Genomic DNA, 26429 nt, shown 5'->3' on the forward strand with positions numbered 1-26429 from the left:
TAGATGCAAGTAGGAGAAGATGAATTATATAAAACAAAAAACGAAAGAGGAGAGAGTGACATGAAAAAAGTAAATATCTTATTTGTATGTGGAGCAGGTTTAGGAAGCAGTTTTGCTTGTCAAATGGCGGCAGAGGATGTATTAAGCAAGTTGGGTATTAATGCCAAGCTAGATCATAGTGATATCTCGTCTGCTGTTTCAGTAAAACCCGATATTATTATTACGGCACAGAATTTCAAATCCCAATTTGAGAAATTTTCAGTTGATCCAAAACAAACGACAATTGTTTATTTGAGAAATATTGTATCTAAACTAGAGATTGAAGAAAAAATCACCCCGGTATTAAGGGAAAAAGGCGTTTTAGTTTAAAAATAAATAGAGATAGCTAGAGATGGGGGGAGAAAATGGGTGTAGTCAACTTTATTATCGAGAATATTTTGACACAGGCATCAGTCACAATCGCATTGATTGCTATGTTGGGGTTAATTTTGCAAAAGAAATCAACAGGGCAAGTTATTTCTGGTTCGTTAAAGACGATGTTAGGATTTATGGTATTGTCAGCCGGATCTAGCATTATAGTTGGTAGTTTAATATATTTCGGTGAAATTTTTACAGAAGGTTTCCATATGCAAGGGATTATTCCTTCGATTGAAGCCATTAATGGCCAAGCAATGAATGAGTTAGGCTTGGGTCGTGATATCGCACTAACTTTCTTAGCTATCTTTGTTTTTAATATTTTAATTGCCCGGTTTACTAAATGGAAATACATCTTTTTAACTGGTCAGGCAATTCTTTGGATGGCTACTATGACAACAGTATTTGGTTACTTTGCAGGTTTACGTGGTGTTGCATTGATTTTAGTAGGCGGTTTCATTGGAGGCGTCTTTGCGGTAGCAATGCCTGCGATTGCACAACCATTTGTTCGGAAGATTACTGGTATGGATGATATTGCATTAGGACACTTTTGTACGGTTGGGTATGTGTTTGAAGCAGGTGTAGCAAAACTAGTTGGGGGAAAAGGCGAAAAGAAAAAATCTGTTGAAGATTTGAAATTACCAGCTCAATTTGAATTCTTACAAGATACCTATCTATCTTTGATGGTGGTAATGACTCCTCTTTATATTATTACAGCAGCGTTCGCAGGTGAAGAGTTCGCTTCTAAAATATCAGAAAATACAAACTATTTAATGTTTGCTTTCTTACAATCTATCCAATTCGTAGTGGGGGTGTATGTATTACTAGCAGGGGTTCGATTATTACTAGGTGAAATTGTTCCGGCATTTAGAGGGATTGCCATGCGGTTGGTTCCAAATGCAAAGCCTGCATTAGATTGTCCAGTCCTATTTCCATTTAGCCCTAATGCAGTCATTGTAGGGTTTATCACAACTACTATAGGTTCAATTATTGCAATGTTTGTATTACCAGTCTTTGGGTTGGCAATGATCTTACCAGGCATTCTGACAGCCTTCTTCGCGGGTGGGACTGCCGGTATCTTCGGTAACTTAACAGGTGGTATTCGCGGTGCAATTATTGGTGGTATTGTACATGGTTTCTTCATTACATTATTACCAGCACTGTTAGTAACGACTTTCAATTCTATGGGATTTGTCAATGCAACAGCTACAGATGTTGATACAGTAACAGCTGCTTTACTATATGCATGGCTCATTGGTCCACTTTTAAAAGCTTTCTAGGATGTGGAAAGAGAAAAGGAGGTTCAAGTAATGTTTGGATTTGGTAAGAAAAAACCTAAAGAACCGAAAAAAGAAACAACCGAAAAGGTAGTGTTAACAGTAGAACGAAAAGAAAAGTTAGTACGTACCATCTCAATTAAAAAGGAAGAAGTAAATCAAACAGTTGGAGAAGAACAAGCAAAAATTCATGAGGAGATTGGCCTAGCATTTAATGAACTTGGTGAAGAAGATAATGCTATTGATTCGTTAGAAAAAAGTATTCAGGCTAAAAAGTCATTAGGCGATGGTTACAAAACTTTATTAAAACTTTATAACAAGAAGCGTGCAGAAGCAGCAAAAGTGAATGATGAAGAATTATTACAGATATATCTAAAGAAAATGGATCAAATGATGCAAGTTTCTAAAGAGGTTACGCGTGGTGTTCGATAAGGAAGAAAATAAAAGATTAGTATAAAGGGAGAGTAATTGATCATGTATATAACATTAAAAGAAGTAACACTTAGGGCTGAAGAATTGAATTATACAGTTGGTTCATTTAATGCACATAATTTAGAGATGTTACCTGATATGATACGTGCAGCAAAAGAGCAAGGAGCACCAATTATTATTCAAACAAGTATAGATACTGCGAAATACATTGGTCATGAAAATTTTGTTGCTGTATGTAAAACTATGGCCACAAATGAAATGGTAGATGTGGTATTGCATTTAGACCATGCAAGGGATTTTGATGATATTAAAGAGGCAATCAATAAAGGATATACATCAGTGATGTTTGATGGTTCTCATTTACCATTCAAAGAGAACATTATGAAAACAAGAGCAGTAGTAGAATATGCACACAAAAATGGTGTTTCGGTAGAGGGCGAACTAGGGACAATTGGTGGTACTGAAGAAGGGATTCATGTAGATGAGGATGATAAGGTTTATACTGACCCAAAAGATGCAGAAGAGTTTGTTAAAGCAACAGGGGTTGATGCTTTGGCCATTGCAATCGGTACTAATCATGGTCAATATAAATCTAAAACAGAAGTAAATCTACCGCTATTAAAAGAAATCAATGCTGTAGTAGATGTACCTTTAGTTATTCATGGAGGTACAGGTGTTAATGAAATGGATATTCATGAATTAATAAATAATGGCATTCGTAAATTTAATGTTGGTACTGAGTTGTTAGTAGCATGGACGAAAACAGCGAAAGAAACATTCGGAGAAACAAAAGTAACTAAATCATTACGACATAATATTATTCCATGTAATAAGGCAGTAAAAGAAATTGTCAAACATAAAATTGGAATCTTCATGAATAAAGAAGACAGTACGCTTCAAGTAAAATAGTCAAAAAAAAGTTCATTTGGCATTTTTGTAAGAGTTGGATAAGATTGATAATAAAGAGAGTACGGGGGATTCCTAGTACTCTTTCTTCGTTAGATTATGAGGTGGTAAGATGGATAAAGCATTAATCTTATTAGCAGGTTTACCAGGAACAGGGAAAACCTACTTGAGTAATATCATCAATAGTAAATTAGGGTCATTTTATAATCTTTCTCAGGATGACTTGAAAGAATATTATTGTGATATATATGGTTATCGTAATTTAGAAGAAAAGCAGAAGATAGAAAAGATAGCATGGGCAAAGTACTATGAAATAATGGAAAAGCAAATGCAAGTAGGCGACAATATTATGTCTGATTATCCTTTTAGTCAGAAACAAAAGCCTTATATTCAGCAATTAGTAGATAGATATGGTTATGAGGTCGTTACTATTCGGTTAATTGCAGATTTAGATATTTTGTTTGAACGGCAAAAAAAGCGAGATTTGGATCCGACAAGGCATTTGAGTCATATCGTGACTTCCTATAAAAAAGGGGATCATTTAGCTAATAGAAGTAATGCAGATAATTTATTGATCTATGAGGAATTTATAAATAGATGTACAACAAGAGGATATGACACGTTTGAATTAGGGAAATTATATGAAGTCGATGTATCAGATTATACAAAAGTGAATTATTCTAGGTTGTTGGAAGATATAGAACGGGGATACATTAAAAGGTACATTTCTGAAACTAGCAAAGAATTGTGAAATCCAAAACTTAGAGGCTGTTCTTCAAAAAGCTGAATTCCCTCCACACATTTTTATTCAATGTGTTAAAAAAAATCATTGTAACTATTAAAGAGATAGTCATCAAAATGTTTTTTAAAACGGAATTCTTCAGGTAGAGCTGTATATGCTCTACAATTGATTCGAAGTACGCCTGGCCTGGAAAAATTTTCGGAAAATGTGATGGGTACTGATGAAAATGGAATATATGAGTTTAACAAAAAATACCTAAAATGATCAGGTGATTAAATCTAGATTTGCGTTCGAAATGAATAAGAAGAAACAGCATAACTAGAGCCCATCTCAAACGAGAAGGGCTTTCTTTGTCCTCCGGTTTGTCCTCTTCTTAATAATATCGCATTTAAATTAATTTAGTCGAACCCTTGCGAAATATTGATATATAGTCCTTTTTTGTATCCTATTACTTTCTATTTTATCTAAAGATGAATGGGCGGCATGATGTAATCATCGCTTAAATTCCTTGAAATATAGGGGTTTAACGAGGATTCAGAATGAATCTCGCTTAACATGTGAATATCTTTAAAGTTGAAGGCCTCCCACAGTTTACTGTGAGAGGCCTTTTCGTTTAGCATCCTCCTTAACAGAGGATGAGGGTTGAAATTTTAATGAGTAAGAACTCCGCAGAAAGTTGGGGGACATCCATTTTGCTTTAAAATATCCTTCAATGGCAGGTCGTTACTGGTATTTAGAAAAGAATAAGACATCAGAGATCTTATGGAACTAAAGGGACAGTACCTATTTTTCATGGTATCGTCCCTTTGTCCCTGTGTGATTTATTTTTTCAAACCAGCTGCAAAGAAGGGACCATTAACTGTAATGGTTGATAGGATACGAGCCATTTCTTGAGGGGATTCTTTCCTGCCACTATCCAACCATTGTTGAACTACTCCGATATGTGCAGATGCAATGTAAGAAGCAAAATATTGTCCTGGAACAAGTAAATTTTCCTCCTTAATAAGCGCGTTTGGATTATTTCCAAACAGTGTTTTCCACATAAATTCTTTCAGTCTTGTTTGAAATGATAAATCTCCTTTTGGTCCCAACACAGCTTTCATAAATCCACTATTTTCATTAAAATACTCAAATATTGAAACTGCGAGGGTAAACGGTGCTAAAGTCGGAGAGTCGGTTCCAAGTGCGGTAATAACACCTGGAAAGTTCTGTTTTGCAATTCTGGACATTTCAAGCATGATTTCTTCTTCGTATTTAGTCATTAAATCAAATTTGTCTTGGTAGTGAGCATAAAATGTGCCTCTATTAATTTTTGCTTTGGTTGTTATGTCTTTAACCGTAATTGCTTTGAACCCTTTTTCATCGATTAATTCTACTAGTGCATTTCGGATGGACTCTTTTGTCCGAATGATCCGTAAATCCGTATTACTATCTAGCAAGTTAATTCCTCCTTGATTTTATCCAACACATTTATAAAAGGTGTTCCGTATCCAACACATGTGCCATTTTTGATTATTGATACAGAACTAGTCCCCAAATTATAATTTGAATGTAGTAAACAAAACAACAGGTTGTTCTTTATTATAAACTCAAAACAAGGAGGGGCAAAATATGTTTAAAAATAAACTGGTATTGGTTTCACCGATCATCGCATTTGCAGTTATCTTTATTTTTTCACTGACATTATTTCCATCGGTTCAATCACAACCGAAAAATCTGCCGATTGCAATCGTAAATGAGGATGAAGGAGTGGAAATTCCTAATCAACCAAAGATGAACATGGGGCAAACGATTGTTGAGATGATACAAAAGTCTTCAGCATCAACAAAGGATAAAGACCCTACTGTAAAATGGGTGGAAGTAGACAGTATTGAGGCAGTCCAAAAAGGTTTAGATAATCAAAAGTATTATGCGGCTTTAGTTATTCCCAAAGATTTTAGTCCAAAGCAAGCATCATTACGGACACCAGCACCTTCTGCACCTGAAGTACAAATATTTATTAATCAGGGAATGAATACGGCTGCTTCAACGATGGCAGGACAGGTCTTGAATGGAGTAGTTGACAACATGAACAACACTGTCCGAAAACAACTACTTGATGGATTTGAAAAACAAGGAGCAACTTTGACTGCAAAACAGGCAGCAAGCCTTGCAGTTCCAATCGCTAAGAAAGTCACAAATGTCAATGAAATCAGCACGAAAAGTGCGAATGGAAATGCTCCTGTTTCCTTATTCCAGCCATTATGGATGGCTAGTTTGGCGAGTGCTGCGATAATCTTTATTTCCATTAGCAAAATGCCGATCCGTACTAGAAAAGAAAACCTTGTCACAAAGATAGGGCAAATTTTTATGGGGGCGGTTGTAGCTTTGGTAATTGGATTTGGCTTAACCTGGATAGCAGATGGTATGGTTGGTTTGAATATCCCGAATTTAATGGATACAGCTTTATTTTTATCAATTACATCCTTTAGCTTTTTTCTAATGATATTAGCTGTACTTTCACTAATGGGGCTTAAAGGTATGCCTATTTTTATCTTAATGCTTTTCTTTGGTGCACCATTGCTTGCAATGGCTCCAGAAATGATGTCTCCATTTTATCACGATTGGATTTATTCTTGGTTGCCAATGCGATTTATGGTAGAAGGGCTTCGAGGATTATTCTTCTTTGGGGAAGGCTTAACCTGGAATACGCCTGTTTCTGTTCTTGTTTGGCTTGGATTAGTAAGCATGATTGTGATACTTAGTACTACTTTAAAACGCAATGGAGTGAAGGAAGTAGCATCGGATTCTCGAAATATATAAAAAGTAATTGCATGGATACAACGTTGTTTACCAAAAGAGTCGTTTCTTTTATAGGGAAAACGACTCTTTTTATTGAGTATGTAAAAAATGTACTTAAAAGTCTTAGTAATCGTGCTCATTTATAACTGGGTGTTTTCACCAAGAGGAATGTCTATAATTTCAACCATTATGGTAAATATAATACTTGAATGAATAATGAAAACGAAAAATCAATAATATTAAATAATAAATTAATATCATTGATTTTTTTGATTTAAAAAATTAAATTTTACTATTTGTATTTTGAATTCCTTGTTGTATAATTGAATCAACTAAAAGGAAGGAATTTGATTATGGCTTATAAAGTACTCACACATTGTCCTGTCTGCAGTAAAACATTGAAAATTACAAAGTTGCAGTGCTCTCATTGTCACACTACGATTGAAAATGAGTTTGAATTATCTAAGCTGGCATCCTTATCAAAGGATCAGCTTCATTTTGTGGAAGTATTTTTAACATGCAGAGGGAATATCAAAGAAGTTGAAAAGGAACTGGGGATTTCGTATCCAACGGTTCGAGGCAAGCTAACAGACATCATTTCATCCCTTGGATATGTGCAGAAGAAGAAAAATGAAGTTGACGAGAAAAAAGTTGTCACCATGTTGGAAAATGGCGAAATCACACCAGAAGAAGCCATTAAGCTCTTAAAAGAGGAATAGGGAGGAGTTTATCATGAAAGAGGAAATTACAAGAGTGTTAACAATGGTTCAAGAAGGGAAGATTGATGCAGATAAGGGATCAGAACTGATTCAAGTATTAAAAGAGAAAGAAGAAAAAGGTAATAAGCTTTTTGAAAAACCGACTAAATATTTAGATAAAACACTAAAAATTCGTGTTGTATCAGCCGAAGATGATAACGTTACGGTCAATTTGCCTATAAAACTTGTCAAGGTAGTATTAATGGCTGGACACAGCATCGCAGCGAGTATTCCTCAATCGGAAAAATACGTTAAAGATATAGACATAAGCCTTATTATTGAAGCAATCGAAAACGAATTAGATGGCCAAATTGTTGATATTAAATCGGCAAACGGGGATACCGTTTCGGTCATCATTGATTAGTAATTTGCTTATGATGCATGTAAAAGTGAAAGCAAAAGACGTTCGGTTTACCATCCCAATTCCATATGCTTTTTTAAACATTGTTATTTCAATTTTATCTTCAAAATTTATTCAACAAAATGTAAACAAATGGACAAAAGAGCACTTCGAAAGAAAAAAACTGGACTTTACCTTTCCACTAATAGACAAAAAAACGCTAAAGCCTATCGTCAAGGAACTGAAAAATTATAAGGGGATCGTGCTAGTAGATGTCAAAGCTAAGGACGGTACTGAGGTTAAGGTTAGACTATAATTTATTATAGAATACACCAACTACTGACTGACATTTTTAAGAAAAAGCTAATTTCTTGCTTACAATACCGAGAAAATTGTAAAAAGAAAATAAAGTTATTTAATTTTAAAAGAACTTTTCTTCACTAAATTAGTGAAGTGTCACTTCTGCTTAACAAATAGACTTTATAATCAGAACTGAAAGGATAATTCACTTATAAATGAATTATATCGACTCACATTGTGATAAATTGTACTTAAACAAATGGGTGCGTTAGCTGAAGATCGGAGCTGTCTTTAAGGCAGCTTTTTTGTATGAAAACATATTCGTGAAAGGCCATACTAAAATAAGCCCACCATATTCTAATTTTTTTGAAGGACGTAAATGTACTATGTCGTTATTTTAACTGGTTATGCAGTTTGTTGTTCAGATGGAGCGATTGTATAGCCTTTCTTTTTTAGGTATTCGATCATTTTTAATTCTTTGTTCATTTGTTTTTCTTCAAGGTAATTTGAGCCTAGTTCTTGATAGGGTTCCCCTGTTTTTAAGATGTTGTAAGCAATCGTTAATAGTAAATGAGCAGAAGCGATTCGTCCCTTCATTTTTCCCTGCCGTTTGGTAATCCTTTTTCGATGTGAAGCAATTCGATTATTTTGCCTTGATGTCGCTAGTACACACTCTACAGCCATCGTTTTTAAAGCTTTGTTACCTTGTGTGGTTTTACTCGTTTTTTTTTACCAGCACTTTCGTAATTTCCGGGACTCACACCAGCCCAAGAGGCAAGGTGTTTAGCTGACTTAAATACGGACATATCAACGCCCATCTCTGCAATAAAAGTAGCTGCGGCAGCTTTGTTCACACCAGGTATTCCATCCAATAATTCTACTTCTTTACGATAGGGGGACAGGAGTTGATCGATTTGTTTTTCCAATTCTTCTATGGCTTTTTCTAAATAACTCATATGCTCCCAATGGTAACGCAACATATCACGATGATGACGGCGAATACGACCATTAATTGCACTGGCAATGTCAGTAATACTTGCTTTTGTTCGCCAATCCACCATTTTTCGAAGACCATCGGTCTCTATTTTTTCACCGTTTAGAATCGCTTCAAGGATACGGCGTCCCGATACACCAAAAATGTCTGATAGTACGGATGTTAGCTTGATATTAGCATCTTGAAGAATTTTGTGAATGCGATTCTGCTCTGAGGTGCGATGATGAATCAATTTTTTTCGATAACGAGTAAGATCTCGTAAATCACGAATATCCTCCGGTGGAACAAAATTGCTTTCAATAAGTCCGCATCTTAGAAGCTTGGCAAGCCATTCGGCATCTTTCACATCAGTTTTACGCCCTGGAACATTTTTGACATGTCTGGCATTGGCAAGAACAAGGTGAAAAGAATCTTCGAGTATATTCCATATTGGTTTCCAGTAGACTCCAGTACTTTCCATCACAACATCGGATACCCGAAGGGTAGTTAACCAATCACTTAAAGCCAAGAGTCCTGTTGTTGTAGTTGAAAAAGTTTCAATAGAGGTATTTGGCTTTTTATCTAATGGACCAAATAATACACAGGCTACTACTGTTTCTTGGTGTACATCTAGGCCAGCACACCGTTCAATCATTGCTTCCATAGGAGAATCACCTCAATAAAAGATTAACAATACATATGACAGGAGATTTGTTACAAAAATTTTTGTATACGTACTTGTAGTACACTAAATGGTTCTTCAATACTGTCACAACCAGTTTCTTATACAGGGTATCTTCCTTAAGATCCACCAAAAAAGGTTCAGCCTGGTTGTATTGTTATCATCCATTATCGTCAAGGAGTTAAAGGGTTAGACTCTATTTTGAGTTTAGATTTTCGTAGTAGATGGTGGCGGCGAGAATCGCCGCCATAGAAGTTTCTTATGGAACTAAAGGGGCTGTTTATATCCACCAAAAACGAGGGTTTAGGGGTCCTGCCGGCAAAACGCCGATATTATACGATAATACATTTTTTGGAAGTTAAAACCTTAATTTTTCTTACGCTAAGAGAGGAAATCAGGATTATCTTAATACTCTAAGTAGTCGTAGAGTATTAAAAGAGCTTGAAACCTCATGTTTAAACGAATACTCCACTAGAAAGTTCACGTGCTCCCATCCCAGGGGGAAATATGAGGAAGTAATTTTTCTTTATATTTTCCTGTCGTTTTCATATGCTCAATTGCTTGGGATAGATACACTGTATTCCAAATGCTAATCGCATTGATCTTGAAAGCTTTGTTCGGACCTAAAAGGTGCTCAATCAATGGGGCATAAACGCCTATATTGATCATTTCCGTAGATCTCACACTGAAAATGCAGCAAAAAAGCCGGCAACTGCCAGCTTTTCAGGAGTACTTATTAAAGATATTTTTATCAGATGGGATATTTTCTAAATATACAATTTTTCCATGCTGATCCAGTTTTGCACGATCAATTCCAGATAAGGCATATACTTTACCTGAGCTGGTTTTCCCGCAAACAGCCCAATTTGTTTCATAATATTCTCCGTTATTTTTGAGCTCCCAGTTTTCATACATGTGTTTGACTTCCGAGTTATTCTCGTAAAAAGCCTTAATAAAGGTTTCGAAACCGATTTGTTTTGCCCCATTTAAAACAATAACGACATCTGGTGAAAATAAACTTAACAGCTCGTCCATTGCATTAGAATCCTGTCCAGCTTGATCGAACAAATAAAAGTAGTCGTTTAAGATTTTCATGATGATTTTTAACTTCTTCCTATTTAAAATTAAATCCTTGATTTTCCAGCATTTTTCTTACTTCTGGATAATAAATTCTGTTATAAAGCGAGGACACTGTTTGTGACCAATTTCTTGTTTCCTGTCCGTTCGTGCGCTTCCTCATATAATCTGAGACTTCTTCGTCATATTGTTTAATGTAGTCTTCAAGATCTGAATTGTATTTCTCTTTATGCCAGACTGCTGCTTGCGGCAAACGCGGTTTTTTAGCAGAAAGATCTGCAGGATGACCCACAACAAGACCGCAGACTGGAAAAACATATTCTGGAAGTCCGAGCAATTTGATCAATTCCAGTGGCTCTCTTCTTGCACCGCCTATAGGAACAATTCCTAGGCCAAGTGATTCGGCTGCTGCTATCGCATTTCCCATTGCTATGCCAACATCTGTTGAACCGACAATGATTGATTCTAAGCCTTCGGTAATGACAAGCTCTTCGCCGCTTAGATCCGCTGCCAATTTGGCTCTGTTAAAATCAGCACAGAACAGCAAGAAGACAGGGGCTTGTGCAATCCAAGCCTGATTTCCAGCAAGCTCTGCAATTTTGGCTTTTGTTTCTTTCTCCTGTACGCTGATGACAGTCACTTGCTGTCCATTAATAGAAGTTGGAGCTGCACGAAACGCCTCAATAATGGCTGTCAAATCTTCATCATTGACCGGCTGAACTGTATAGCTTCTGATGGATCGGTGATTTGTTAACGTATTAATTACTTCATTCATATTTTGTCATTCCTTTCTAAGATGTGTGATTAGCTGATGCGTTTGATTACAGGTGCTTCTAATAGAAAGCTTTGAGCTAATTTTAAGAAATGTTGAAAATGCTCTGTTTTTCCGTGAATTTCTATTGCTTCTTCATCCTGCCATTCTTCAAGCATGACGAAATGATTTTGCTCCTGTGTATTTTCATAGAGGTTATAGCTAATGTTTCCTGTTTCTGCACGGGAAGCAGCGATCACGTCCTTCACTTTTTCAAGAAACTCTGTGCGGTGGTCCTTATTAATTTTCATATATCCATGCATGGTAATCATGTTAGATTCCTCCAATAGTGATAAATAGTATAGATCTTTATCGAACGATAATTGCTATTATAACCGTGCTTCAATAAAATATGAAGAAGGCACATTTTTGTTAGATAACGAAAAATAATAAAGCAGGTTACCTTTTGTTAACTATCTTAATTTTACTAAAGGCGGTCTAAACCATGAAGAATGAAGACGATAAAACAACATCAAGAAGTTCATGTATCCCAATTATAGAGAGTACAATTAGTATAATTGGGGGGAAATGGTCATTTCTAGTGCTGGTTCAATTATGGGTCAGTAAAAAGAAACGATTCTCGGAACTTCAAAAATCACTTCCAAAAATCAGTTCAAAGGCCCTTACAGATACATTGAGAAACCTTGAAAACAATGGCATGATTATTCGAGAAGTCTTCCCTACAGTTCCAGTTACGGTTGAATATTCATTATCAGAAAAAGGAGCGGACTTTCAAAATGTCCTTCATGCGATGGAAGTATGGGGTGAAAAATGGGGAGGCGAGTCCATACATACGAATTAAGAAGCCGATTTTATATGAGTTTTATGCTGGGACTTAAAATAGTTAATTTAATCCTTCGTTTTATCCTCGAATTGCGCACTTACTGCTGCAGACTATTATGTTATTCAATAAAAGGGCGCGATTCTGGAAGAAGCTTCGCATTTCTTATAGAACTAAAGGGTGCGTTAGCTGAAGATTGGAGCTCTTTAAGGCAGCTTTTTCTTATGGAACTAAAGGGGGCAGGTTAGTTTGTTTAATAAGCGTAGTATATTCGAACTGCGCATAGTTATATCTATTAACTTATCGATTTCCTTTCTTTTAAAAGTTGAATAAAAAGCACTTTCTATTCAACTTTTCTAGAAATATAATTAAACGGAAAGGAGGTAATAAGAATGAAACATAATTCTATGCACCAATGGCATAAAGAGCATAATAAACGCGTAGCAGATTTTCACAAAAACCACGCTGCTCAAGTAGCTAATGGAGAAAACGGAAACGGTTGGTTAGCCAAGCTCGAAACGTCTTTTTTTAATAAAGTACTTGTTCCTCTTAAAGTTGTGAAATAACATCTTTTTTTTCTGCTCCTGCTCTTTTAGGAGCAGTTATTTTTTGATTTTATATAAATACTTGTGACACAGTATGTGTCAACTCTACACTAAGCCTTATAGAACTAACGGGTGCTTTACTCCAATAATAGAGGTTGCTGAAGCAACCTTTTTGTTATGCAACTAAAGGGGCAGGATAGTTCCATAAGGAATACTGTTAAGTGACATTAAAGTCGATTAAAAACGTCAGTCCTGTTATTCCATTAAAGGGCCGGATTGTGGAGGATTGGAAAATTTTGATTCTACAAATAATTGGGGGATTGGAAGAAGGAAAGCTATACATAATTAGTGATGTAAGTTTATGCTTTTTATGTAATAATTATTCTGTAGAAATGTAAAGTTACAATTCATACATAGTGAAGGTGGGGATCATAATGGCAACGGGAACGCATACTGTAGTAGTTCCAGTAGATGTACAAGCAGTTTGGGATTATGTCAGTGATCTCGAAAAATGGGCAACGACAGTACCAGCCTATAAAGAACATGAAATCATAAATGACAAGCAATCTATTTGGACATTTGAAGGTAGTGTGAAAGGTATTAAAAAAACAATACAAGCGCAGGTAGATATTACCGAATGGAATGAACCTTCAAATATTAAGTTTGAACTAAAAGGTTTATCAGATAATTTTACAGGAAGCGGTCACTTTACTGCAGAAGATGTTAATGGTAAAACAATAATGACTTGTACGGTGGAAATCCATGCAGGCGGATTATCTGGTGCGGTGTTAACACCAATTATTAAATGGGCTGTTCCAAAAGTAGCATCTCGTTTAACAGAATCTATCGCACGTAAAATTGCAGTATTCTCATAGTTTTCAAAGATTGAAAGCCAATTCATTTTGGAGATACCTTCTCTGAAGTATAGATGGTAACATTCTGAAGTGACCAATATAATGATATCGAGCTCTACTAGAAATTTTATAATTAGCGGAAAGGGGGCTGTCCAAAAAGGATGGCCTCTTTTTTTCAATATTCAAGGATCGCTTTTCTTAATGAACTAACGGGTGCGTTAGCTGAAGATTAGAGCTGTCTTTAAGGCAGCTTTTTCTTTATGCTACTATCGGGGCAGGTTAGTTCATCAAGCATAGTTTGTTCCTAATTGTGAAGTCTACAATTTTAAAATAATTGTGGTTCCATATTATAATACTTCTTTAAAATATCATTAATCATCTGTACATTTCCATCTTCATTCTGAGCTTCCATCGAAAATTCCTCACTGCAGTTATTCTTTCTTAGCTTAAATCCTGTATAAGTAATATCAATATTATCCTCCAGAGTAGTTCCACCTGCTCCAAATGTACTTACACATTTATTATCTATAGGTGTTCGATGTCCTTTTTCACTAACATAGAAGTATTTGTCTGTTACTGTACCGTAGTCCAAGTCCTTAGTCCGGGTCGCATAATAGCCTTTTTCATTGATTTTATGCACCTCATAACCATCTTCTTTCTCAATTTCAGGAGCTCCTTTAACATTGTAAAAGACAAAAACATCTCCTTCATATCCTTCAGGTATTAGATATATATCATTGGTCTTTCTTTCATCACTTAGCGCTAATGAAATGATTATTCCTAATCCAATTGTACCCCCTAAACTAACAGTCACCTTAACCCATTTTGGTAAACGCCTATTCTTACGTAACGATGAATAGACTACAAAAGAACCTACACTGAGTATAATCAACACAGGAGTTAAATAAATCATACCGTAAATAAAACTTTCAACTATTGTAGGATAATATACATCTGGATCTCTATCTAAATATGGAGTATAGAACATTATTGATCCAATAATAGAGATAATGAAGGATAAAATCACTGCTGCTAATATCACTTTTAATAAATTCACAACTAAATCAGCTTCCCCCAATAACCTGTAATAAAAACAACTCAATTTTAACAAACTAAGATCTGGAAGAATACCCCTACTGATTATAATATTAAATGAAAAAAGAGGAATCCGTTTAGAGTCCTCCTATTGATATATTCAATGTTGCTTAACTTACAATTTGTGTCAACTCTACAAAAAGTCTTAATGAACTAAAGGGTGCGTTAGCTTAAAATCGGAGCTGTTTTTAAGGCAGCTTTTTCTTATGGCACTAACGGGGCAGGTTAATTCAAGAGTGCTGCTGATCTTTGTTCAACAATAGGGCCATGTTCTTTAATAACTATCGACAGTACACTTGTCATAAGAAAGAGTCTATCAAGGTAAACTCTTTCTATTTTCCTTTTAATAACCAAAAACCAATTAATATAATTGTGATACCAATCCCTGTTCGCCAATTGGGAATTTCTTTTAGAAATATATATCCAATTGCGACACTAACTAGTATCTCCATTCCTTTAGAGACAATAAGTGAGAAGGTTAAGTTATCTACAATTTTTGTTAAAAACTTCACTCCGTATCCAATCATCATACTCGCAGACAGGAAAAGAGGTAAAAGCTTTATGTAGTACCATAAAGTGGATAAAAAATTTGAGTCAATGTGCTTGGTGTGATAAGCGTAAATAGTATTAATAATTAATAAACCGCCTAACATTAATAAAAGGGCAAGGAAAATCATAAATGTTGTTCTCCAATTGAATTTGTTTCTATAATTTTGCCCAAATGCAAAATCTTTATGTAAAGTAAAAATGAAGTTACTCATTAGCATGAACTGTTTTCAGAATCGCTTTTCTTAATGAACTAACGGGTGCGTTAGCTGAAAATCTGAGCTGTTTTTAAGGCAGCTTTTTCTTATGAAGCTATCGGGGCAGTTTAGCTTAATAAGAAAATAATAACTGTCGAAATCTACATCTAAAGTTGTATGGAAAATTTATCCTTAATAACTCTTGGATGACCTATGTTTCTGTAAAGATGAAATCTTGATCTTCATTTAATAACTGTTAGCTTCCATTTCAATTTCATAGAAATTAACACAGGGTTCCAACAAGGTGATCCTGGCTAAATCTATGATTTATAGCCAGGCACAACCCAACCCGATCCTGGTCCCGATCCTTTAGAAAACTGGCCAGCCTTATCCTCATAGTCCATAAGAAAAGCGATTCTTATTAAAGAATCGCGCCCTAAACTTAAAACCTTTTAATTAATACTGGCTTTTCCGGGAAAAGATTTCCCTAATTAAAGAGATACTTTAGGGCTGGACTTTTTGTAACACCCACAATGGATAAGGATAGATAGAGGCTATGCAAGAGAAGGAAGGTAAGCGAATAGATGATTAAATCCTAGATGGAAACAGAAGAAAGGAAAAGGAAATCTTATCGGTACCCCTAACAACTTCTGGATAGGCTATACTTATCTAGACAGAAAATTTAAGGTCAGGTAGACTACAGATACAACTAGTTATAGAAAAGAGGTCCGATATGCGACGTGATATAAAACTGAATGAGCGAGCTTTCTCTTCCAAGGAAGTGGCAGAAGAAGTGGGGATTGCAACTCCCACTGTTCGAAAGTATGGTCAAATCTTAGAGCGGAATGGATATGAGTTTTTGAAAGATGGAGATCGACGTATCTTTGTTCAATCTGACATCGTAGCGCTTATAGCGCTACGCGATACGGACAAGCCCTTAGACGATACAGCTAAGGACCTTGTATATCAACAAAAAGAAAGATTAGAAGAATCCAATGAAACACAGATAGCGATACCCGATACATATGAAAATTTACCCCACGACCCTAATCAATTAAACGAGGTCTTAATGTTTTTAGTCAATGAACTCGCAGCCACACGTGAAATGAATGTCCAACTGTCAAACGATATGTCACAGCTTAAAACAAAGGTTTCCCGGCTCCAGCAAGATCATCATGTTATAAGTTCTAGTATTGGAAATTCAGCGCAAAGAACTAATGCTAAAATTGAACAATTAACTGAACAACAAAATACCCATTACGAAACATTGCTGGAACAAGAAAAACAAAAAAGTGAACTCTTACAAAGAGAAATACAAAATATGCGGGAAGAACAGAAAAAAGAATGGAGTTCACAAAATGAATTTAATAAACGTTTAGAAGTGACTATACAAAAACGTTCCGAAAAATGGTGGGGGCTTTTCACCATATTCAAAAAATAAGGTGACTGTTTTTTTGCCTTAGCTTTGTATTTTTGTAGAAACATTTGATAAAGCTTTTTTTAATAACTAATGATGGATAAAAGCATTGAGATGCGAATCCACAAAACTTATAAAAATCATAGTGCCATATATGATTCACGTAGCTGAAACACAGAATTAAGAAAGAATATTTCGACTTTATAGGATTTGGTGCCTGCTATATAAGAGCTCGGCGATACCAATGTATTGGACGTTCTACCAAAGGCAAACGAAGGCTCAATTGAAATTCATTAGAGATTTGTTTAAGCGATATGCATCTAAAACAAAATACACAATTTGAGGCAAGCAAAAAAGGCAGTTTGATAAAATGGGAGTTGAGACGGTTAAGAACTTGCATTCAAACATCCTTACTAGAGTTGCTCCAGACAGGGATTGATCGGCTCTTTTTGTATGTGTTTCATATCGCTGGGCGATATAACTTGCAAATAGATTCAAAACCTTTATGTTTAATAGAAAAACGGCGTTCGATATGCAAACATGATATACATCCAAATGAACGAGTATTCTTTTCTAAGGAGTGGAAGAAGTGGGGATGCAACACCCACTGTTCAAAAGTATGGTCAAAACTTAGAACGAAACGGATATGAGTTTTTAAGATGGAGGTTGCCTATCTTTATTCAATCTGCCATCGAATCGCACATAGCGCTACGCGATACGGACAAGTTCCTAGAAAGTACAGCTAAAGACCTTGTGTAGCTATAAAAAGATGGATTAGATGAATCTAATGAAACAGAGATAGCGCTACCCGATATATACGACAACTTAACCCATAATTCCAAACAAATAAAAGAGATTATAATTGTTTTAACTAATGAACTCGCAGCTACGCTTGAAATGAACGTCCACTGACAAACGATATGTCTCAGCTTAAAACAACGGTTTCCCAGCTCCAGCAAGATCCATATCCTTAATAGTGTTCCTCAAGAAAGGGGCTTATCGGTTCTTTTTTGTGTTTCGTATCGCTGGGCGATATAACATGAAAATAAGTCCACAGAACCTTCATCTTTAATAGAAAGGGAGGTCCGATATGCGACAAGATATACATCCGAATGAATGAGCATCCTCTCCAAGGAAGTGGAGATGCAAAATCAATGTTCGATAGTATGTTTAAAACTTAGAGCGAAACGGATAGTTGTTGTTAAAAAATGGGAATTAAACACCTTCGTTCAATCCGATATCGAAACGCTTAAAGCGTTACGCGATACGGCCCCCCTAAACGACAGAGCTAAAGACAATTGTATCAAGAAAAAGAAAGATTAGATGGAACCAATGAAACAGAGATAGCGCTACCCGATACATATGACAATTTAACCCATGTTCTCATTTGATTAAAAGAGAGCTTCATTTTTTGACCAATGAACGCGCAGCTACGTGTGAAATGTACATCTAACTGACAAACGATATGTCATAGCTTAAAACTGAACAATAAAAAAACCAATACGAAACATTACTTCAATAAGAAAAAGGTTTCATTACCTTTTTTTAGTCTCTTTTACGATATTGAGGTGTTAATTTGCGTTAATAACTATTTAAACCTAAGGCAATCAAATCAAAAGTGTAAATTCTTTTGTTCCAACTATTCAGAATCACTATTTTCAAATTTCAACAATTTCCCGAGAAATATCTACAAATTCTGAGTAGATATCGACAAAATTAGAAGCTTCTAAAAGATGTAGTAAAACATAAGTACATTAAAAAGAGTAAATATGACTAAACTCTTAGCCAGGCACACTTATTGAGTAAAATTGATAAATTATTGCAGGATTTTCAGATAAAGTTGTAAAGATATATTTTTATGATAGTGCTTTTCTACTTTACTAGTAATAAGTTAGTAAGAGTTGACTTTAGCTTTAATAGTAGGGTATTAAAAAAATTCAAATAAGAATGTAAATAATGTATGTGATGACGCTTTTTTAACTTATATACAAGTTGCAAAATAGGATTTCTTTATCGAGCATAACGAAGAGTTTAATATTAATGAAGTTAATACGTTAATGGAAATTATGACCAACTATGCTGTTTTTTCATTTAAACTGCGGGATAATGGCTGTGGAAATGGAAAAAAATTAAATTGATGATTCACTTTATTAAGTTTACATAATACTCCTTATCGGACTTTTGTAAAAAGCTAGTCTTAGCAATAATTACTGCATTTAGCTTCTATATTATCTAGCCTTACCAAGTGACGGCTTCCAAGCCTCTAGGGTATAAGTAGTTTTCTGTCTTGCTCCTCCAAACAATAAAGCAGTGATCCCAATTTTCGGGATGCACTGCTTTGTTGTTTGGAGATATTCTACGCATTCATCATTAGCTCGATATCTTCTTACCATTCCGTAAATCAAAATCAGCAAAATCCTGAACCCTTTCGATTTTACCAACCAAGAAAATGTAGGACAGGGCTCCCGCAAAGGTTATACAAGCAATAAAGGTAAGTGCAGGAGAAAAATCACCGCCCTTGGCCAGGAAGCCAATCACAATCGGTATAATAATTGATGCTGTACCACCAATGAAATTGAAGGTACCTCCAGCAATTCCAATCAGCCTTTTTGGGGCAATCAATGAAACAAACACCCAGGTGATTGAAGCGAAACCGTTTCCAAAAAAGGCGATACACATGAATAAAATAACTAGATTAGTATTGTCAACGAAATTCGCACCAATGATTGAAGTGGAAAGCAATAATCCTGATATTACCGGAACTTTCCTTGCAATATCCACAGATACTCCTTTTTTAACAAGGAAATCTGATAGGAAGCCTGCGAATAAAACTCCGACAAATGCTGCTAAGAATGGTAAGGAAGCCAGAAGACCAGACTTAATGAATGTTAAGCCTCTGTATTCAACAAGGTAAGTAGGGAACCATGTTAAGAAAAACCATAGTGTGGAAGCTACTGCAAACTGCCCTATATATATTCCCCATAGTTTTCTGCTTGACAGAACAGCCAAGAAATCTTTTTTACCTATTTTTCTAACAGGTGAATCATCATTTCGAGAAGAAGATTCAATGATAGCTCCACCTTTTTTGATATAATCCATTTCAGCCTTGTTTATGCTCTTACTATGCTGTGGATCTCTATATAAAACATACCATAAAATGGACCAAGCCACCCCTATGATACCTGTTATAATGAAAAGCCCTCGCCAGCCTACGGACTGCTGGAGAAACACTAATGTTGGAGTTAAAAAAGCCAGGCCTACAAATTGACCAGATGTGTAGATGGAGATGGCTCTTGCTCGTTCATTTTCTGGAAACCAGCTAGCCGCAACCTTACTGTTGGTCGGGAAGGCAGGAGCTTCGAACGCTCCAAGTCCGACCCGTAACAAGAAAAACCCTGAAAACCCGCTTGCAAATCCCTGTAGAAGCGTTGCGATGGAAAATCCCGCAATTCCGTATGCGTGAGTTCTACGATTTCCTAGTTTTTCTAAAAGCCACCCGCCTGGAATCTGCAAAGCACAATAAGTCCAGCCGAACGCAGAAAAGATTAACCCCATACTTACGGAATCCAATCCTAGTTCTTTTGAAATAAAAGGTGCTGCTATGGAAATATTGCTTCGATCCATGTAGTTAATAATTACGGTGAAAAATAGCATCATTACAATTCCGTAACGAACTTTTGTCATTTTCTTATTCACTGTACTCACCTTTTTCATTTGGGATTTTCTTTTACCACTCCGCGATACTACCGTCCTTGTGTCTCCAAACAGGGTTTCTCCAATTATGACCAATCTCCGTCATTTTTCTCACATGCTCCTCATTTATCTCAATTCCCAGTCCTGCCCCATCCGGAATCTTCACATAGCCTTCCTCGTATTTGAACACGTGATTATCAACTATGTAATCCAGCAAATCACTACCTTGGTTATAATGAATGCCTAGGCTTTGTTCTTGGATAAATGCATTATGGCACGTAGCATCCACTTGTAGGCAGGCTGCCAAAGCAATCGGTCCTAATGGACAATGAGGAGCAGCTGCTACATCAAAAGCCTCAGCCATCGAGATGATTTTCTTACATTCTGTTATTCCCCCAGCGTGAGATAAATCAGGCTGAATTATATCGGCATATCCATCTGTAAGCAGCTTTTTAAAATCCCACTTAGAGTACATTCTTTCACCGGTTGCAATCGGAATCGCAGTATGATTCACAATTTCCCGCAAAGCTTCATTATTCTCTGGTAATACAGGCTCTTCAATGAACATCGGTCTGTATGCTTCCAGCTCTTTTACAAGGATTTTGGCCATTGGTTTATGGACCCTTCCGTGAAAGTCAATTCCGATTCCAATATGAGGGCCTACTGATTCACGTACAGCAGCAATTCGCTCTATCACCTGATCAATTTTTTCATATGAGTCCACATATTGGAGTTCCTCAGTCCCATTCATTTTAACCGCTGTGAATCCCTTAGATACCACTTCTTTAGCTGCTTCACCAACATCGGAAGGACGGTCTCCGCCAATCCAAGAATAAACCTTAATAGAGTCTCTGGCTTTTCCTCCAAGAAGCTGGTGGACCGGGGCGTTATAATATTTCCCTTTGATATCCCAAAGAGCTTGATCAATTCCGGAAATCGCACTCATTAAGATTGGGCCTCCACGATAGAATCCTGCTCTGTACATGAGATTCCAATGATCTTCAATATTAAGTGGATCTTTACCAATTAGATTTTCCATTAATTCGTCAACTGCAGCTTTAACAGTTGACGCTTTTCCCTCAATTACGGGTTCTCCCCAGCCAACAATGCCTTCATCTGTTTCTATTTTTAAAAATAACCAACGGGGTGGTACTTGGAATAATTCATAGCTTTTAATTTTCATAGTTAATCTCTCCTTAGTAGTTTTAGGTTAATTGATAGCCATCTATGTTTTTAAGATCGAATAGCAGAAACAAATGATCTAGCTTTTTGCGTCAATTCCATTAAGTACCTTTCATTTACTTCCTGTTTTGCGTCGACAAGCGAGCTGCCAATTCCGAAACCAACAACTCCAGCTTTTTGGAACTCGGCTATATTGTCTAAAGTAACTCCCCCTGTAGGTAAAAGAGGGATATGAGATAACGGACCACGAATATCCTTAAAATAATTTGGACCGGCACTTGCCGGAAAAACCTTGATAATATCTCCTCCATTTTCATATGCTGTTAGAATTTCTGTAGGGGTGAAAGCTCCTGGTATACTAACTGCACCATATCTTTTCGTCATTTTAATGGTTTCTAGATGTACGGTTGGAGATAAGATGAATTTTGAACCTGCGAGGAGGGCTGCCCGGGCTGTTTCAGGGTCTAATACCGTACCAGCGCCCACCACCATTTCCTCGCCAAGCTCTTGAGAAATTAGTTCAATAGATTCTAGAGCATTAGGAGAGTTAAGAGTGATCTCAATTAATCTGATACCACCATCCCGTAAAGCCTTGGCAATTTTTAATGTATCCTCTGGCTTAGCCCCTCGGACAATGGATATAATTTTATTTTCAAAAATACGAGTAAGCGTATTCATTCTGAACACTCCTTTAACGGATTACATCCTCTTTATTGGTTTGGTTCATATATTTTTCAAGTGTTTCTTTATCTGGAAGCCCTTCAATATCACCATTTACAGATGTAACAATTGCTCCTATCGCACAACCACGTTTTACCGCTTCATGAATAGGTATTTCATCCAATATCCCGGATAATACGCCGGCAGCGAATCCATCGCCAGCCCCAATAGGATCGATTACCGTTTCGACTTGATAAGGCTGAACATAACCAGAAGTATCAGAAGTGGAATAGTATGCTCCCTTTTCTCCTAGTTTCACTATTACCATTTCAGCACCTAACTGTTTACATTCTCTCGCTATCTGCTCACAATCTGTTGACTTGAATAAGTAGTATCCTTCCGAGATTCCTGGAAGAATGATATCGGACTTTGCTGCTATTTCCAATAACGTTTCTCTACCTGTTTTATCATCAAGAAGCGTCTTTCGTACATTGGGGTCAAATACGATTTTTTGACCATTTTTCTTGGCAAGCTCTATTGCATGTAAAACGGTATTTTTACAAGACTTACTAAGTGCGGGTGTTATTCCAGTAAGATATAGGAACTTTGCTTTGGCTATATAGCTTTCTTCCATATCTGCAGGGACCATTTTACTGGCCGCAGATTGATTTCGGTAATAGAAGACTCTTGAACTATTGATAGTTGTTCTTTCTCTTAAAAACAAACCCGTGGGTGCGCTTTCATCTTCTTTTACAAAGGAAGTGTCTACGCCTTCCCCCCGTATTCTTGAAAGGATACGTTTTCCAAGCTCATCCTTGCCTACTCTGCTCATCCAGCCCGTTTGATAGCCAAGCTTCGCTAATCCAATAAGTGTATTTGTTTCAGCACCGGCAACTCTCGAAGTAAAATTCCGGTTGTAACGTAATTGACCTGTTTCTTCAGCAGAAAATAAGATCATCGTTTCCCCTAAACTTACAACATCCATATGAACACCTCGTTTCATTAAAACTGACTATTCCCTGCATTTCCAATACTGGTTGCAACGTCTTTTGCGGCGGTAATCAATTTTCCTACAATAAAATCCTTTTGCTTAATCATCCTATCCTTTGGACCTGCAACACTGATGGCTGCTTGAATGGTATGGTTGGTTCCATAAATCGGAGCAGCAAGACAGAATAAACCATCTTCATTTTCCTCATCATCTATCGAATAACCAAGCTCATTAAACAATGTTAGCTGCTGTTCAAGCAGCTTTTTGTCTGTGATGGTGTGCTCGGTGATAGGGCGTAATTCAAGACTATCTAGGATAGCAGTCCTTTGTTGCTGAGGTAAAAAGGCCAAAAAAGCCTTTCCGAGACCTGTGCAATATAAGGGTTTTTGACTTCCAGGCTGTGCAGTAGTGCGAATAGAACGGTTGTTATCAATTTTCGCAACATATACCAGTTCATTCTCTGATAACACCGCCATGAATACCGTTTCTTGAACATCCTCCATCAATTTTTTTAAATAAGGCAACCCTTGAGAGGAAATATCCAACGAATCCATAGCAGCGCTACCAATTTGAATCAGCTTTGGTCCTAACTTATATTTATTATAGGAATCGAGAGAGAGATACCCCTCATTTAACAACGTTTTAATGAGACCAGAAGTACTGCTTTGTGGAAAAGACAAGGATTCACTAATTTCCTTGATTGTTAAACCATGCTGATTCTGGCTTAATAATTCAAACACTCTTAAAACTCTTTCTGCAGATTTAACGGACATTTGTTTACTCTCCTTTAAATCACATATATGATTTGATATCCTATATATGATTTGATGATTTAATATTATCATAGGGAAACTAAATATCAAGATTTAAATTTTAAATTTTCTAAAAATAATAAATTTTAAGAATTGAAATTGATTGTTTTTTTGAATGAGGAAGAACTAGATGGCGTAACGTGGATAACAGGTAAGGGAAAAGGGGGCAGTGAAAAGCTTCGATAAAGAGACTGGTCAGTTGAGATAGAGTCTATGAAAAGCAGTATTAAACCTCGAGTTAAAGAAAACTACATCTCTTTAGATGTAAACATTGAATCGGAGGGAAGGCTATCTGAAAATTGGGCGGGAAATTCTTTTAATAATGAGTTTCTAAAAAAACAGAAAAAACCTCTGAAATAGAAGTGAAACGCTTGGTGAGGAATGTAGTGAAAAAAAAGCAAAAGAATACCAAGTCGACGGTGCTGGCTTCGGGAATCGATTGAATTGAATCCCCTAGAGTATGGAAGAAGGTCAAAAAGGATTGGGACCAAACATTAAGTGGAATTCCGATCAACTACCATGTGAAATTAACTATTAAAAATCATGGAACATCAGGGTGAAAGAAGTGAGACTTTAAGTTCAATACGATTAGACCCTCTTATCCTCTATAGACGTGAAAATTGAAAAGATTAAAAGAAGATGTTTAGACTAAAATGTCTAAACATCTTCTTCACATAGAACCTAATGATCTATTCAAATAGTTAGTATTAATATTTTAAAAGTTAAAATGGTTCTAGGGCATACCGGGTACTCCACAATGAACTCATTGTGCTTTTCCAAGTTCATTGTCTTCACCACTTTTGTGCTTTTTTCTCTTCTTTATTATTACGTGGTAATAAATATAACAGGCAACCATGAAAGGTATACCACAGTATAGCCCTAGTCTTTGATTAGGAATAAAAATAAGGCTAATTAACACAACTCCGTATGACACGAATCCCAAGATCGGAACGAGTGGGTAAAGAGGTGTTCTGAATTTTAAATCTTTTACATTTCCACCTTCTGCTATAAACCGTTTTCGAAAAAAGAACTGTGATGCACAAATAGACATCCATACGACAATGGTAATCACACCAGATATAGAAATAAGCCATACATAGACAGTTTCAGCAGCCACGACACTAGAAAGGAGTGAGAGGGCCGATACGGATATCGTGATAATCAGTGCATTCATCGGAATACCTTTTGAAGATAATTTACCTACTGATGATGGGGCCATGTCAGTTTTAGAAAGTGAATAGAGCATTCTTGATGCTGCATACAGTCCTGAATTGGCTACAGATAGCACAGCGGTAAGAATAACAAAATTCATGATATCTGAAGCATATGGTATTCCAATCATGTCAAATACGGTAACAAACGGACTTTCAACCAATCCCGCAGTTTTCCACGGTATTAGTGCAACAAGTACGAACATCGACAATACAAAGAAAAACAAGGTACGCCAAATGATATTGCGAATGGAGCTAGGAAGTGTCTTGTCTGGATTTTCACTTTCTCCAGCAGCAATTCCAATGAGCTCAGTTCCTTGAAAAGAATAGTTCACAGTAACCATTGTTAAAAATATGGCGAGAATCCCATTTGGGAAGAGACCACCGTCACCTGTGAAATTCGAGAAAAATGGGGCAGATTCATTACCTTTTAAGTCAATGAGACCAAACATAGCTGCCCCCCCAAGGATAATGAAGAGAACAATAGCGGTCACTTTAATACTAGAAAACCAAAATTCTGTTTCTGCAAAGCTACGAGTGGACAAAGCATTGAGTGAGAATATGATAATACCGAATACCATACACCAAACCCAAACAGGAACTTCCGGAAACCAACGCTGCATAAGAATACCTGCAGATGTAAATTCTAATCCAATCGTATTCGCCCAACTCAACCAGTAAAGCCAGCCAATCGTAAATCCGGTTGAAGGGCTAATATATTTCGTAGCATATGCTTGGAAAGAGCCTGAATTTGGCATAGCTACTGTTAATTCTCCGAGACAAAGCATAACAAGATACATTAGAAGCCCACCTAGTATATAAGCAAGGATGGCTCCTCCGGGTCCTGCCTGACTAATTGTAAATCCTGAACCGAGAAATAATCCAGTTCCAATGACACCACCAAGTGCAATCATGAACAAATGTCTGCTTTTCATCGTGCGCTTTAATTCAT

At 36.5% G+C, this 26429-nt stretch carries 27 protein-coding genes and 3 pseudogenes; 15 read left to right on the forward strand and 15 right to left on the reverse strand.

The features are described 5' to 3' along the window. Positions 1–60: 60 nt before the first annotated feature. The 6 genes and pseudogenes from NYE63_RS01865 to NYE63_RS01890 all read left to right on the forward strand — a co-directional run. Positions 61–369: a PTS sugar transporter subunit IIB gene (locus NYE63_RS01865; protein ID WP_063235572.1), complete on the forward strand. Its 309-nt coding sequence runs from the start codon at positions 61–63 to the stop codon at positions 367–369. 35 nt (positions 370–404) lie between these two features. Continuing rightward, entirely contained in the window at positions 405–1694 is a 1290-nt protein-coding gene (locus tag NYE63_RS01870; RefSeq protein ID WP_342603860.1) for a PTS sugar transporter subunit IIC, read from the forward strand. A gap of 30 nt (positions 1695–1724) precedes the next feature. After that, the gene (locus tag NYE63_RS01875; protein WP_063235570.1) at positions 1725–2123 is read left to right on the forward strand and encodes a hypothetical protein; all 399 of its coding nucleotides are present in this window, start codon (positions 1725–1727) and stop codon (positions 2121–2123) included. Between the two features lie 42 nt (positions 2124–2165). Then, on the forward strand, positions 2166–3032 hold the full coding sequence (locus NYE63_RS01880; protein WP_342603861.1) for a class II fructose-bisphosphate aldolase: 867 nt from the start codon (positions 2166–2168) through the stop codon (positions 3030–3032). 109 nt (positions 3033–3141) lie between these two features. Continuing rightward, on the forward strand, positions 3142–3780 hold the full coding sequence (locus tag NYE63_RS01885; RefSeq protein WP_342603862.1) for an AAA family ATPase: 639 nt from the start codon (positions 3142–3144) through the stop codon (positions 3778–3780). 643 nt (positions 3781–4423) lie between these two features. After that, a pseudogene (locus NYE63_RS01890) lies at positions 4424–4522 on the forward strand (DUF6584 family protein); the annotation flags it as partial. A 70-nt stretch (positions 4523–4592) separates the two neighbouring features. Here NYE63_RS01890 and NYE63_RS01895 read toward each other — a convergent pair. Then, on the reverse strand, positions 4593–5210 hold the full coding sequence (locus NYE63_RS01895; RefSeq protein ID WP_342603863.1) for a TetR/AcrR family transcriptional regulator: 618 nt from the start codon (positions 5208–5210) through the stop codon (positions 4593–4595). Positions 5211–5382: 172 nt separating this feature from the next. Here NYE63_RS01895 and NYE63_RS01900 point away from each other — a divergent pair, with 172 nt between their 5' ends. The 4 genes from NYE63_RS01900 (at position 5383) to NYE63_RS01915 (ending at position 7966) form a co-directional block, all read left to right on the forward strand. Beyond that, a complete protein-coding gene (locus NYE63_RS01900) occupies positions 5383–6573 on the forward strand; it encodes an ABC transporter permease (RefSeq protein ID WP_342603864.1) in 1191 nt (396 codons plus the stop codon). A 332-nt stretch (positions 6574–6905) separates the two neighbouring features. Beyond that, entirely contained in the window at positions 6906–7271 is a 366-nt protein-coding gene (locus tag NYE63_RS01905; RefSeq protein WP_342603865.1) for a DUF2089 domain-containing protein, read from the forward strand. Positions 7272–7284: 13 nt separating this feature from the next. Next, complete coding sequence (locus NYE63_RS01910; protein ID WP_342603866.1) at positions 7285–7674, forward strand: hypothetical protein; 390 nt, start codon at positions 7285–7287, stop codon at positions 7672–7674. A 10-nt stretch (positions 7675–7684) separates the two neighbouring features. Continuing rightward, on the forward strand, positions 7685–7966 hold the full coding sequence (locus NYE63_RS01915; RefSeq protein ID WP_342603867.1) for a hypothetical protein: 282 nt from the start codon (positions 7685–7687) through the stop codon (positions 7964–7966). 389 nt (positions 7967–8355) lie between these two features. Here NYE63_RS01915 and NYE63_RS01920 read toward each other — a convergent pair whose 3' ends face one another. The 6 genes and pseudogenes from NYE63_RS01920 to NYE63_RS01945 form a co-directional block, all read right to left on the reverse strand. Next, positions 8356–8634, reverse strand: a complete 279-nt coding sequence (locus NYE63_RS01920; RefSeq protein WP_255264142.1) for a hypothetical protein — start codon at positions 8632–8634, stop codon at positions 8356–8358. A 5-nt stretch (positions 8635–8639) separates the two neighbouring features. Beyond that, positions 8640–9587 (reverse strand): IS110 family transposase, encoded by a 948-nt coding sequence (locus NYE63_RS01925; protein ID WP_342602057.1) that lies wholly within the window; start codon positions 9585–9587, stop codon positions 8640–8642. 418 nt (positions 9588–10005) lie between these two features. Next, positions 10006–10208 (reverse strand): annotated as a pseudogene (locus tag NYE63_RS01930) (Tn3 family transposase); the annotation flags it as partial. A gap of 120 nt (positions 10209–10328) precedes the next feature. Continuing rightward, a complete protein-coding gene (locus NYE63_RS01935) occupies positions 10329–10700 on the reverse strand; it encodes a nuclear transport factor 2 family protein (protein ID WP_342603868.1) in 372 nt (123 codons plus the stop codon). A 19-nt stretch (positions 10701–10719) separates the two neighbouring features. Continuing rightward, the gene (locus NYE63_RS01940; protein ID WP_342603869.1) at positions 10720–11457 is read right to left on the reverse strand and encodes an NADPH-dependent oxidoreductase; all 738 of its coding nucleotides are present in this window, start codon (positions 11455–11457) and stop codon (positions 10720–10722) included. A gap of 29 nt (positions 11458–11486) precedes the next feature. Next, complete coding sequence (locus tag NYE63_RS01945; RefSeq protein ID WP_342603870.1) at positions 11487–11765, reverse strand: putative quinol monooxygenase; 279 nt, start codon at positions 11763–11765, stop codon at positions 11487–11489. Between the two features lie 173 nt (positions 11766–11938). Here NYE63_RS01945 and NYE63_RS01950 point away from each other — a divergent pair, with 173 nt between their 5' ends. The 3 genes from NYE63_RS01950 (at position 11939) to NYE63_RS01960 (ending at position 13694) form a co-directional block, all read left to right on the forward strand. Beyond that, positions 11939–12295: a helix-turn-helix domain-containing protein gene (locus tag NYE63_RS01950; protein WP_342603871.1), complete on the forward strand. Its 357-nt coding sequence runs from the start codon at positions 11939–11941 to the stop codon at positions 12293–12295. 371 nt (positions 12296–12666) lie between these two features. Further along, positions 12667–12840 carry a hypothetical protein gene (locus NYE63_RS01955; RefSeq protein WP_342603872.1) on the forward strand — a complete coding sequence of 58 codons (174 nt, stop codon included), beginning with the start codon at positions 12667–12669 and terminating at the stop codon, positions 12838–12840. Between the two features lie 413 nt (positions 12841–13253). Next, positions 13254–13694, forward strand: coding sequence for an SRPBCC family protein (locus NYE63_RS01960; protein WP_053347531.1), 441 nt, complete (start codon positions 13254–13256; stop codon positions 13692–13694). A 304-nt stretch (positions 13695–13998) separates the two neighbouring features. On the opposite strand, the gene NYE63_RS01965 is transcribed toward NYE63_RS01960, so the two are convergent. Together NYE63_RS01965 and NYE63_RS01970 are read right to left on the reverse strand one after the other, a co-directional pair. Then, positions 13999–14730, reverse strand: a complete 732-nt coding sequence (locus NYE63_RS01965; protein WP_342603873.1) for a hypothetical protein — start codon at positions 14728–14730, stop codon at positions 13999–14001. A 370-nt stretch (positions 14731–15100) separates the two neighbouring features. Continuing rightward, entirely contained in the window at positions 15101–15445 is a 345-nt protein-coding gene (locus NYE63_RS01970; RefSeq protein ID WP_342603874.1) for a hypothetical protein, read from the reverse strand. Between the two features lie 799 nt (positions 15446–16244). Between NYE63_RS01970 and NYE63_RS01975 the strand changes: the two genes are divergently transcribed. Then, positions 16245–16952 carry a hypothetical protein gene (locus NYE63_RS01975; protein WP_342603875.1) on the forward strand — a complete coding sequence of 236 codons (708 nt, stop codon included), beginning with the start codon at positions 16245–16247 and terminating at the stop codon, positions 16950–16952. A gap of 2346 nt (positions 16953–19298) precedes the next feature. Here NYE63_RS01975 and NYE63_RS01980 read toward each other — a convergent pair. From NYE63_RS01980 to NYE63_RS02000, 5 genes are read right to left on the reverse strand one after another with little or no spacing between them, the layout of a single operon-like run. Beyond that, positions 19299–20624: an MFS transporter gene (locus tag NYE63_RS01980; protein WP_342603876.1), complete on the reverse strand. Its 1326-nt coding sequence runs from the start codon at positions 20622–20624 to the stop codon at positions 19299–19301. Between the two features lie 31 nt (positions 20625–20655). After that, positions 20656–21804, reverse strand: coding sequence for a galactonate dehydratase (gene dgoD, locus NYE63_RS01985; RefSeq protein WP_342603877.1), 1149 nt, complete (start codon positions 21802–21804; stop codon positions 20656–20658). A gap of 50 nt (positions 21805–21854) precedes the next feature. After that, positions 21855–22481 carry a bifunctional 4-hydroxy-2-oxoglutarate aldolase/2-dehydro-3-deoxy-phosphogluconate aldolase gene (locus tag NYE63_RS01990; protein ID WP_342603878.1) on the reverse strand — a complete coding sequence of 209 codons (627 nt, stop codon included), beginning with the start codon at positions 22479–22481 and terminating at the stop codon, positions 21855–21857. Between the two features lie 13 nt (positions 22482–22494). Further along, positions 22495–23448 (reverse strand): sugar kinase, encoded by a 954-nt coding sequence (locus NYE63_RS01995; RefSeq protein ID WP_342603879.1) that lies wholly within the window; start codon positions 23446–23448, stop codon positions 22495–22497. A 17-nt stretch (positions 23449–23465) separates the two neighbouring features. Then, positions 23466–24227, reverse strand: a complete 762-nt coding sequence (locus NYE63_RS02000; RefSeq protein ID WP_342603880.1) for an IclR family transcriptional regulator — start codon at positions 24225–24227, stop codon at positions 23466–23468. Positions 24228–24362: 135 nt separating this feature from the next. Between NYE63_RS02000 and NYE63_RS02005 the strand changes: the two are divergent. Further along, positions 24363–24826 (forward strand): annotated as a pseudogene (locus NYE63_RS02005) (Ger(x)C family spore germination C-terminal domain-containing protein); the annotation flags it as partial. A 203-nt stretch (positions 24827–25029) separates the two neighbouring features. On the opposite strand, the gene NYE63_RS02010 reads toward NYE63_RS02005, so the two are convergent. Further along, the gene (locus NYE63_RS02010) at positions 25030–26412 is read right to left on the reverse strand and encodes an amino acid permease (protein WP_342605661.1); all 1383 of its coding nucleotides are present in this window, start codon (positions 26410–26412) and stop codon (positions 25030–25032) included. Between the last annotated feature and the right edge of the window lie 17 nt (positions 26413–26429).

It is taken from the genome of Peribacillus sp. FSL E2-0159 (assembly GCF_038643155.1).
Lineage (GTDB): Bacteria > Bacillota > Bacilli > Bacillales > DSM-1321 > Peribacillus > Peribacillus simplex.

Excerpts from the sequence above, each read along its gene's own strand:
- NYE63_RS01865 (WP_063235572.1), top strand. The coding sequence starts at position 61 with ATGAAAAAAGTAAATATCTTATTTGTATGTGGAGCAGGTTTAGGAAGC.
- NYE63_RS01870 (WP_342603860.1), top strand. The coding sequence starts at position 405 with ATGGGTGTAGTCAACTTTATTATCGAGAATATTTTGACACAGGCATCA.
- NYE63_RS01875 (WP_063235570.1), top strand. The coding sequence starts at position 1,725 with ATGTTTGGATTTGGTAAGAAAAAACCTAAAGAACCGAAAAAAGAAACA.
- NYE63_RS01880 (WP_342603861.1), top strand. The coding sequence starts at position 2,166 with ATGTATATAACATTAAAAGAAGTAACACTTAGGGCTGAAGAATTGAAT.
- NYE63_RS01885 (WP_342603862.1), top strand. The coding sequence starts at position 3,142 with ATGGATAAAGCATTAATCTTATTAGCAGGTTTACCAGGAACAGGGAAA.
- NYE63_RS01900 (WP_342603864.1), top strand. The coding sequence starts at position 5,383 with ATGTTTAAAAATAAACTGGTATTGGTTTCACCGATCATCGCATTTGCA.
- NYE63_RS01905 (WP_342603865.1), top strand. The coding sequence starts at position 6,906 with ATGGCTTATAAAGTACTCACACATTGTCCTGTCTGCAGTAAAACATTG.
- NYE63_RS01910 (WP_342603866.1), top strand. The coding sequence starts at position 7,285 with ATGAAAGAGGAAATTACAAGAGTGTTAACAATGGTTCAAGAAGGGAAG.
- NYE63_RS01915 (WP_342603867.1), top strand. The coding sequence starts at position 7,685 with ATGATGCATGTAAAAGTGAAAGCAAAAGACGTTCGGTTTACCATCCCA.
- NYE63_RS01920 (WP_255264142.1), bottom strand. The coding sequence starts at position 8,634 with ATGGCTGTAGAGTGTGTACTAGCGACATCAAGGCAAAATAATCGAATT.
- NYE63_RS01925 (WP_342602057.1), bottom strand. The coding sequence starts at position 9,587 with ATGGAAGCAATGATTGAACGGTGTGCTGGCCTAGATGTACACCAAGAA.
- NYE63_RS01935 (WP_342603868.1), bottom strand. The coding sequence starts at position 10,700 with ATGAAAATCTTAAACGACTACTTTTATTTGTTCGATCAAGCTGGACAG.
- NYE63_RS01940 (WP_342603869.1), bottom strand. The coding sequence starts at position 11,457 with ATGAATGAAGTAATTAATACGTTAACAAATCACCGATCCATCAGAAGC.
- NYE63_RS01945 (WP_342603870.1), bottom strand. The coding sequence starts at position 11,765 with ATGATTACCATGCATGGATATATGAAAATTAATAAGGACCACCGCACA.
- NYE63_RS01950 (WP_342603871.1), top strand. The coding sequence starts at position 11,939 with ATGAAGAATGAAGACGATAAAACAACATCAAGAAGTTCATGTATCCCA.
- NYE63_RS01955 (WP_342603872.1), top strand. The coding sequence starts at position 12,667 with ATGAAACATAATTCTATGCACCAATGGCATAAAGAGCATAATAAACGC.
- NYE63_RS01960 (WP_053347531.1), top strand. The coding sequence starts at position 13,254 with ATGGCAACGGGAACGCATACTGTAGTAGTTCCAGTAGATGTACAAGCA.
- NYE63_RS01970 (WP_342603874.1), bottom strand. The coding sequence starts at position 15,445 with ATGATTTTCCTTGCCCTTTTATTAATGTTAGGCGGTTTATTAATTATT.
- NYE63_RS01975 (WP_342603875.1), top strand. The coding sequence starts at position 16,245 with ATGCGACGTGATATAAAACTGAATGAGCGAGCTTTCTCTTCCAAGGAA.
- dgoD (WP_342603877.1), bottom strand. The coding sequence starts at position 21,804 with ATGAAAATTAAAAGCTATGAATTATTCCAAGTACCACCCCGTTGGTTA.
- NYE63_RS01990 (WP_342603878.1), bottom strand. The coding sequence starts at position 22,481 with ATGAATACGCTTACTCGTATTTTTGAAAATAAAATTATATCCATTGTC.
- NYE63_RS01995 (WP_342603879.1), bottom strand. The coding sequence starts at position 23,448 with ATGGATGTTGTAAGTTTAGGGGAAACGATGATCTTATTTTCTGCTGAA.
- NYE63_RS02000 (WP_342603880.1), bottom strand. The coding sequence starts at position 24,227 with ATGTCCGTTAAATCTGCAGAAAGAGTTTTAAGAGTGTTTGAATTATTA.
- NYE63_RS02010 (WP_342605661.1), bottom strand. The coding sequence starts at position 26,412 with ATGAAAAGCAGACATTTGTTCATGATTGCACTTGGTGGTGTCATTGGA.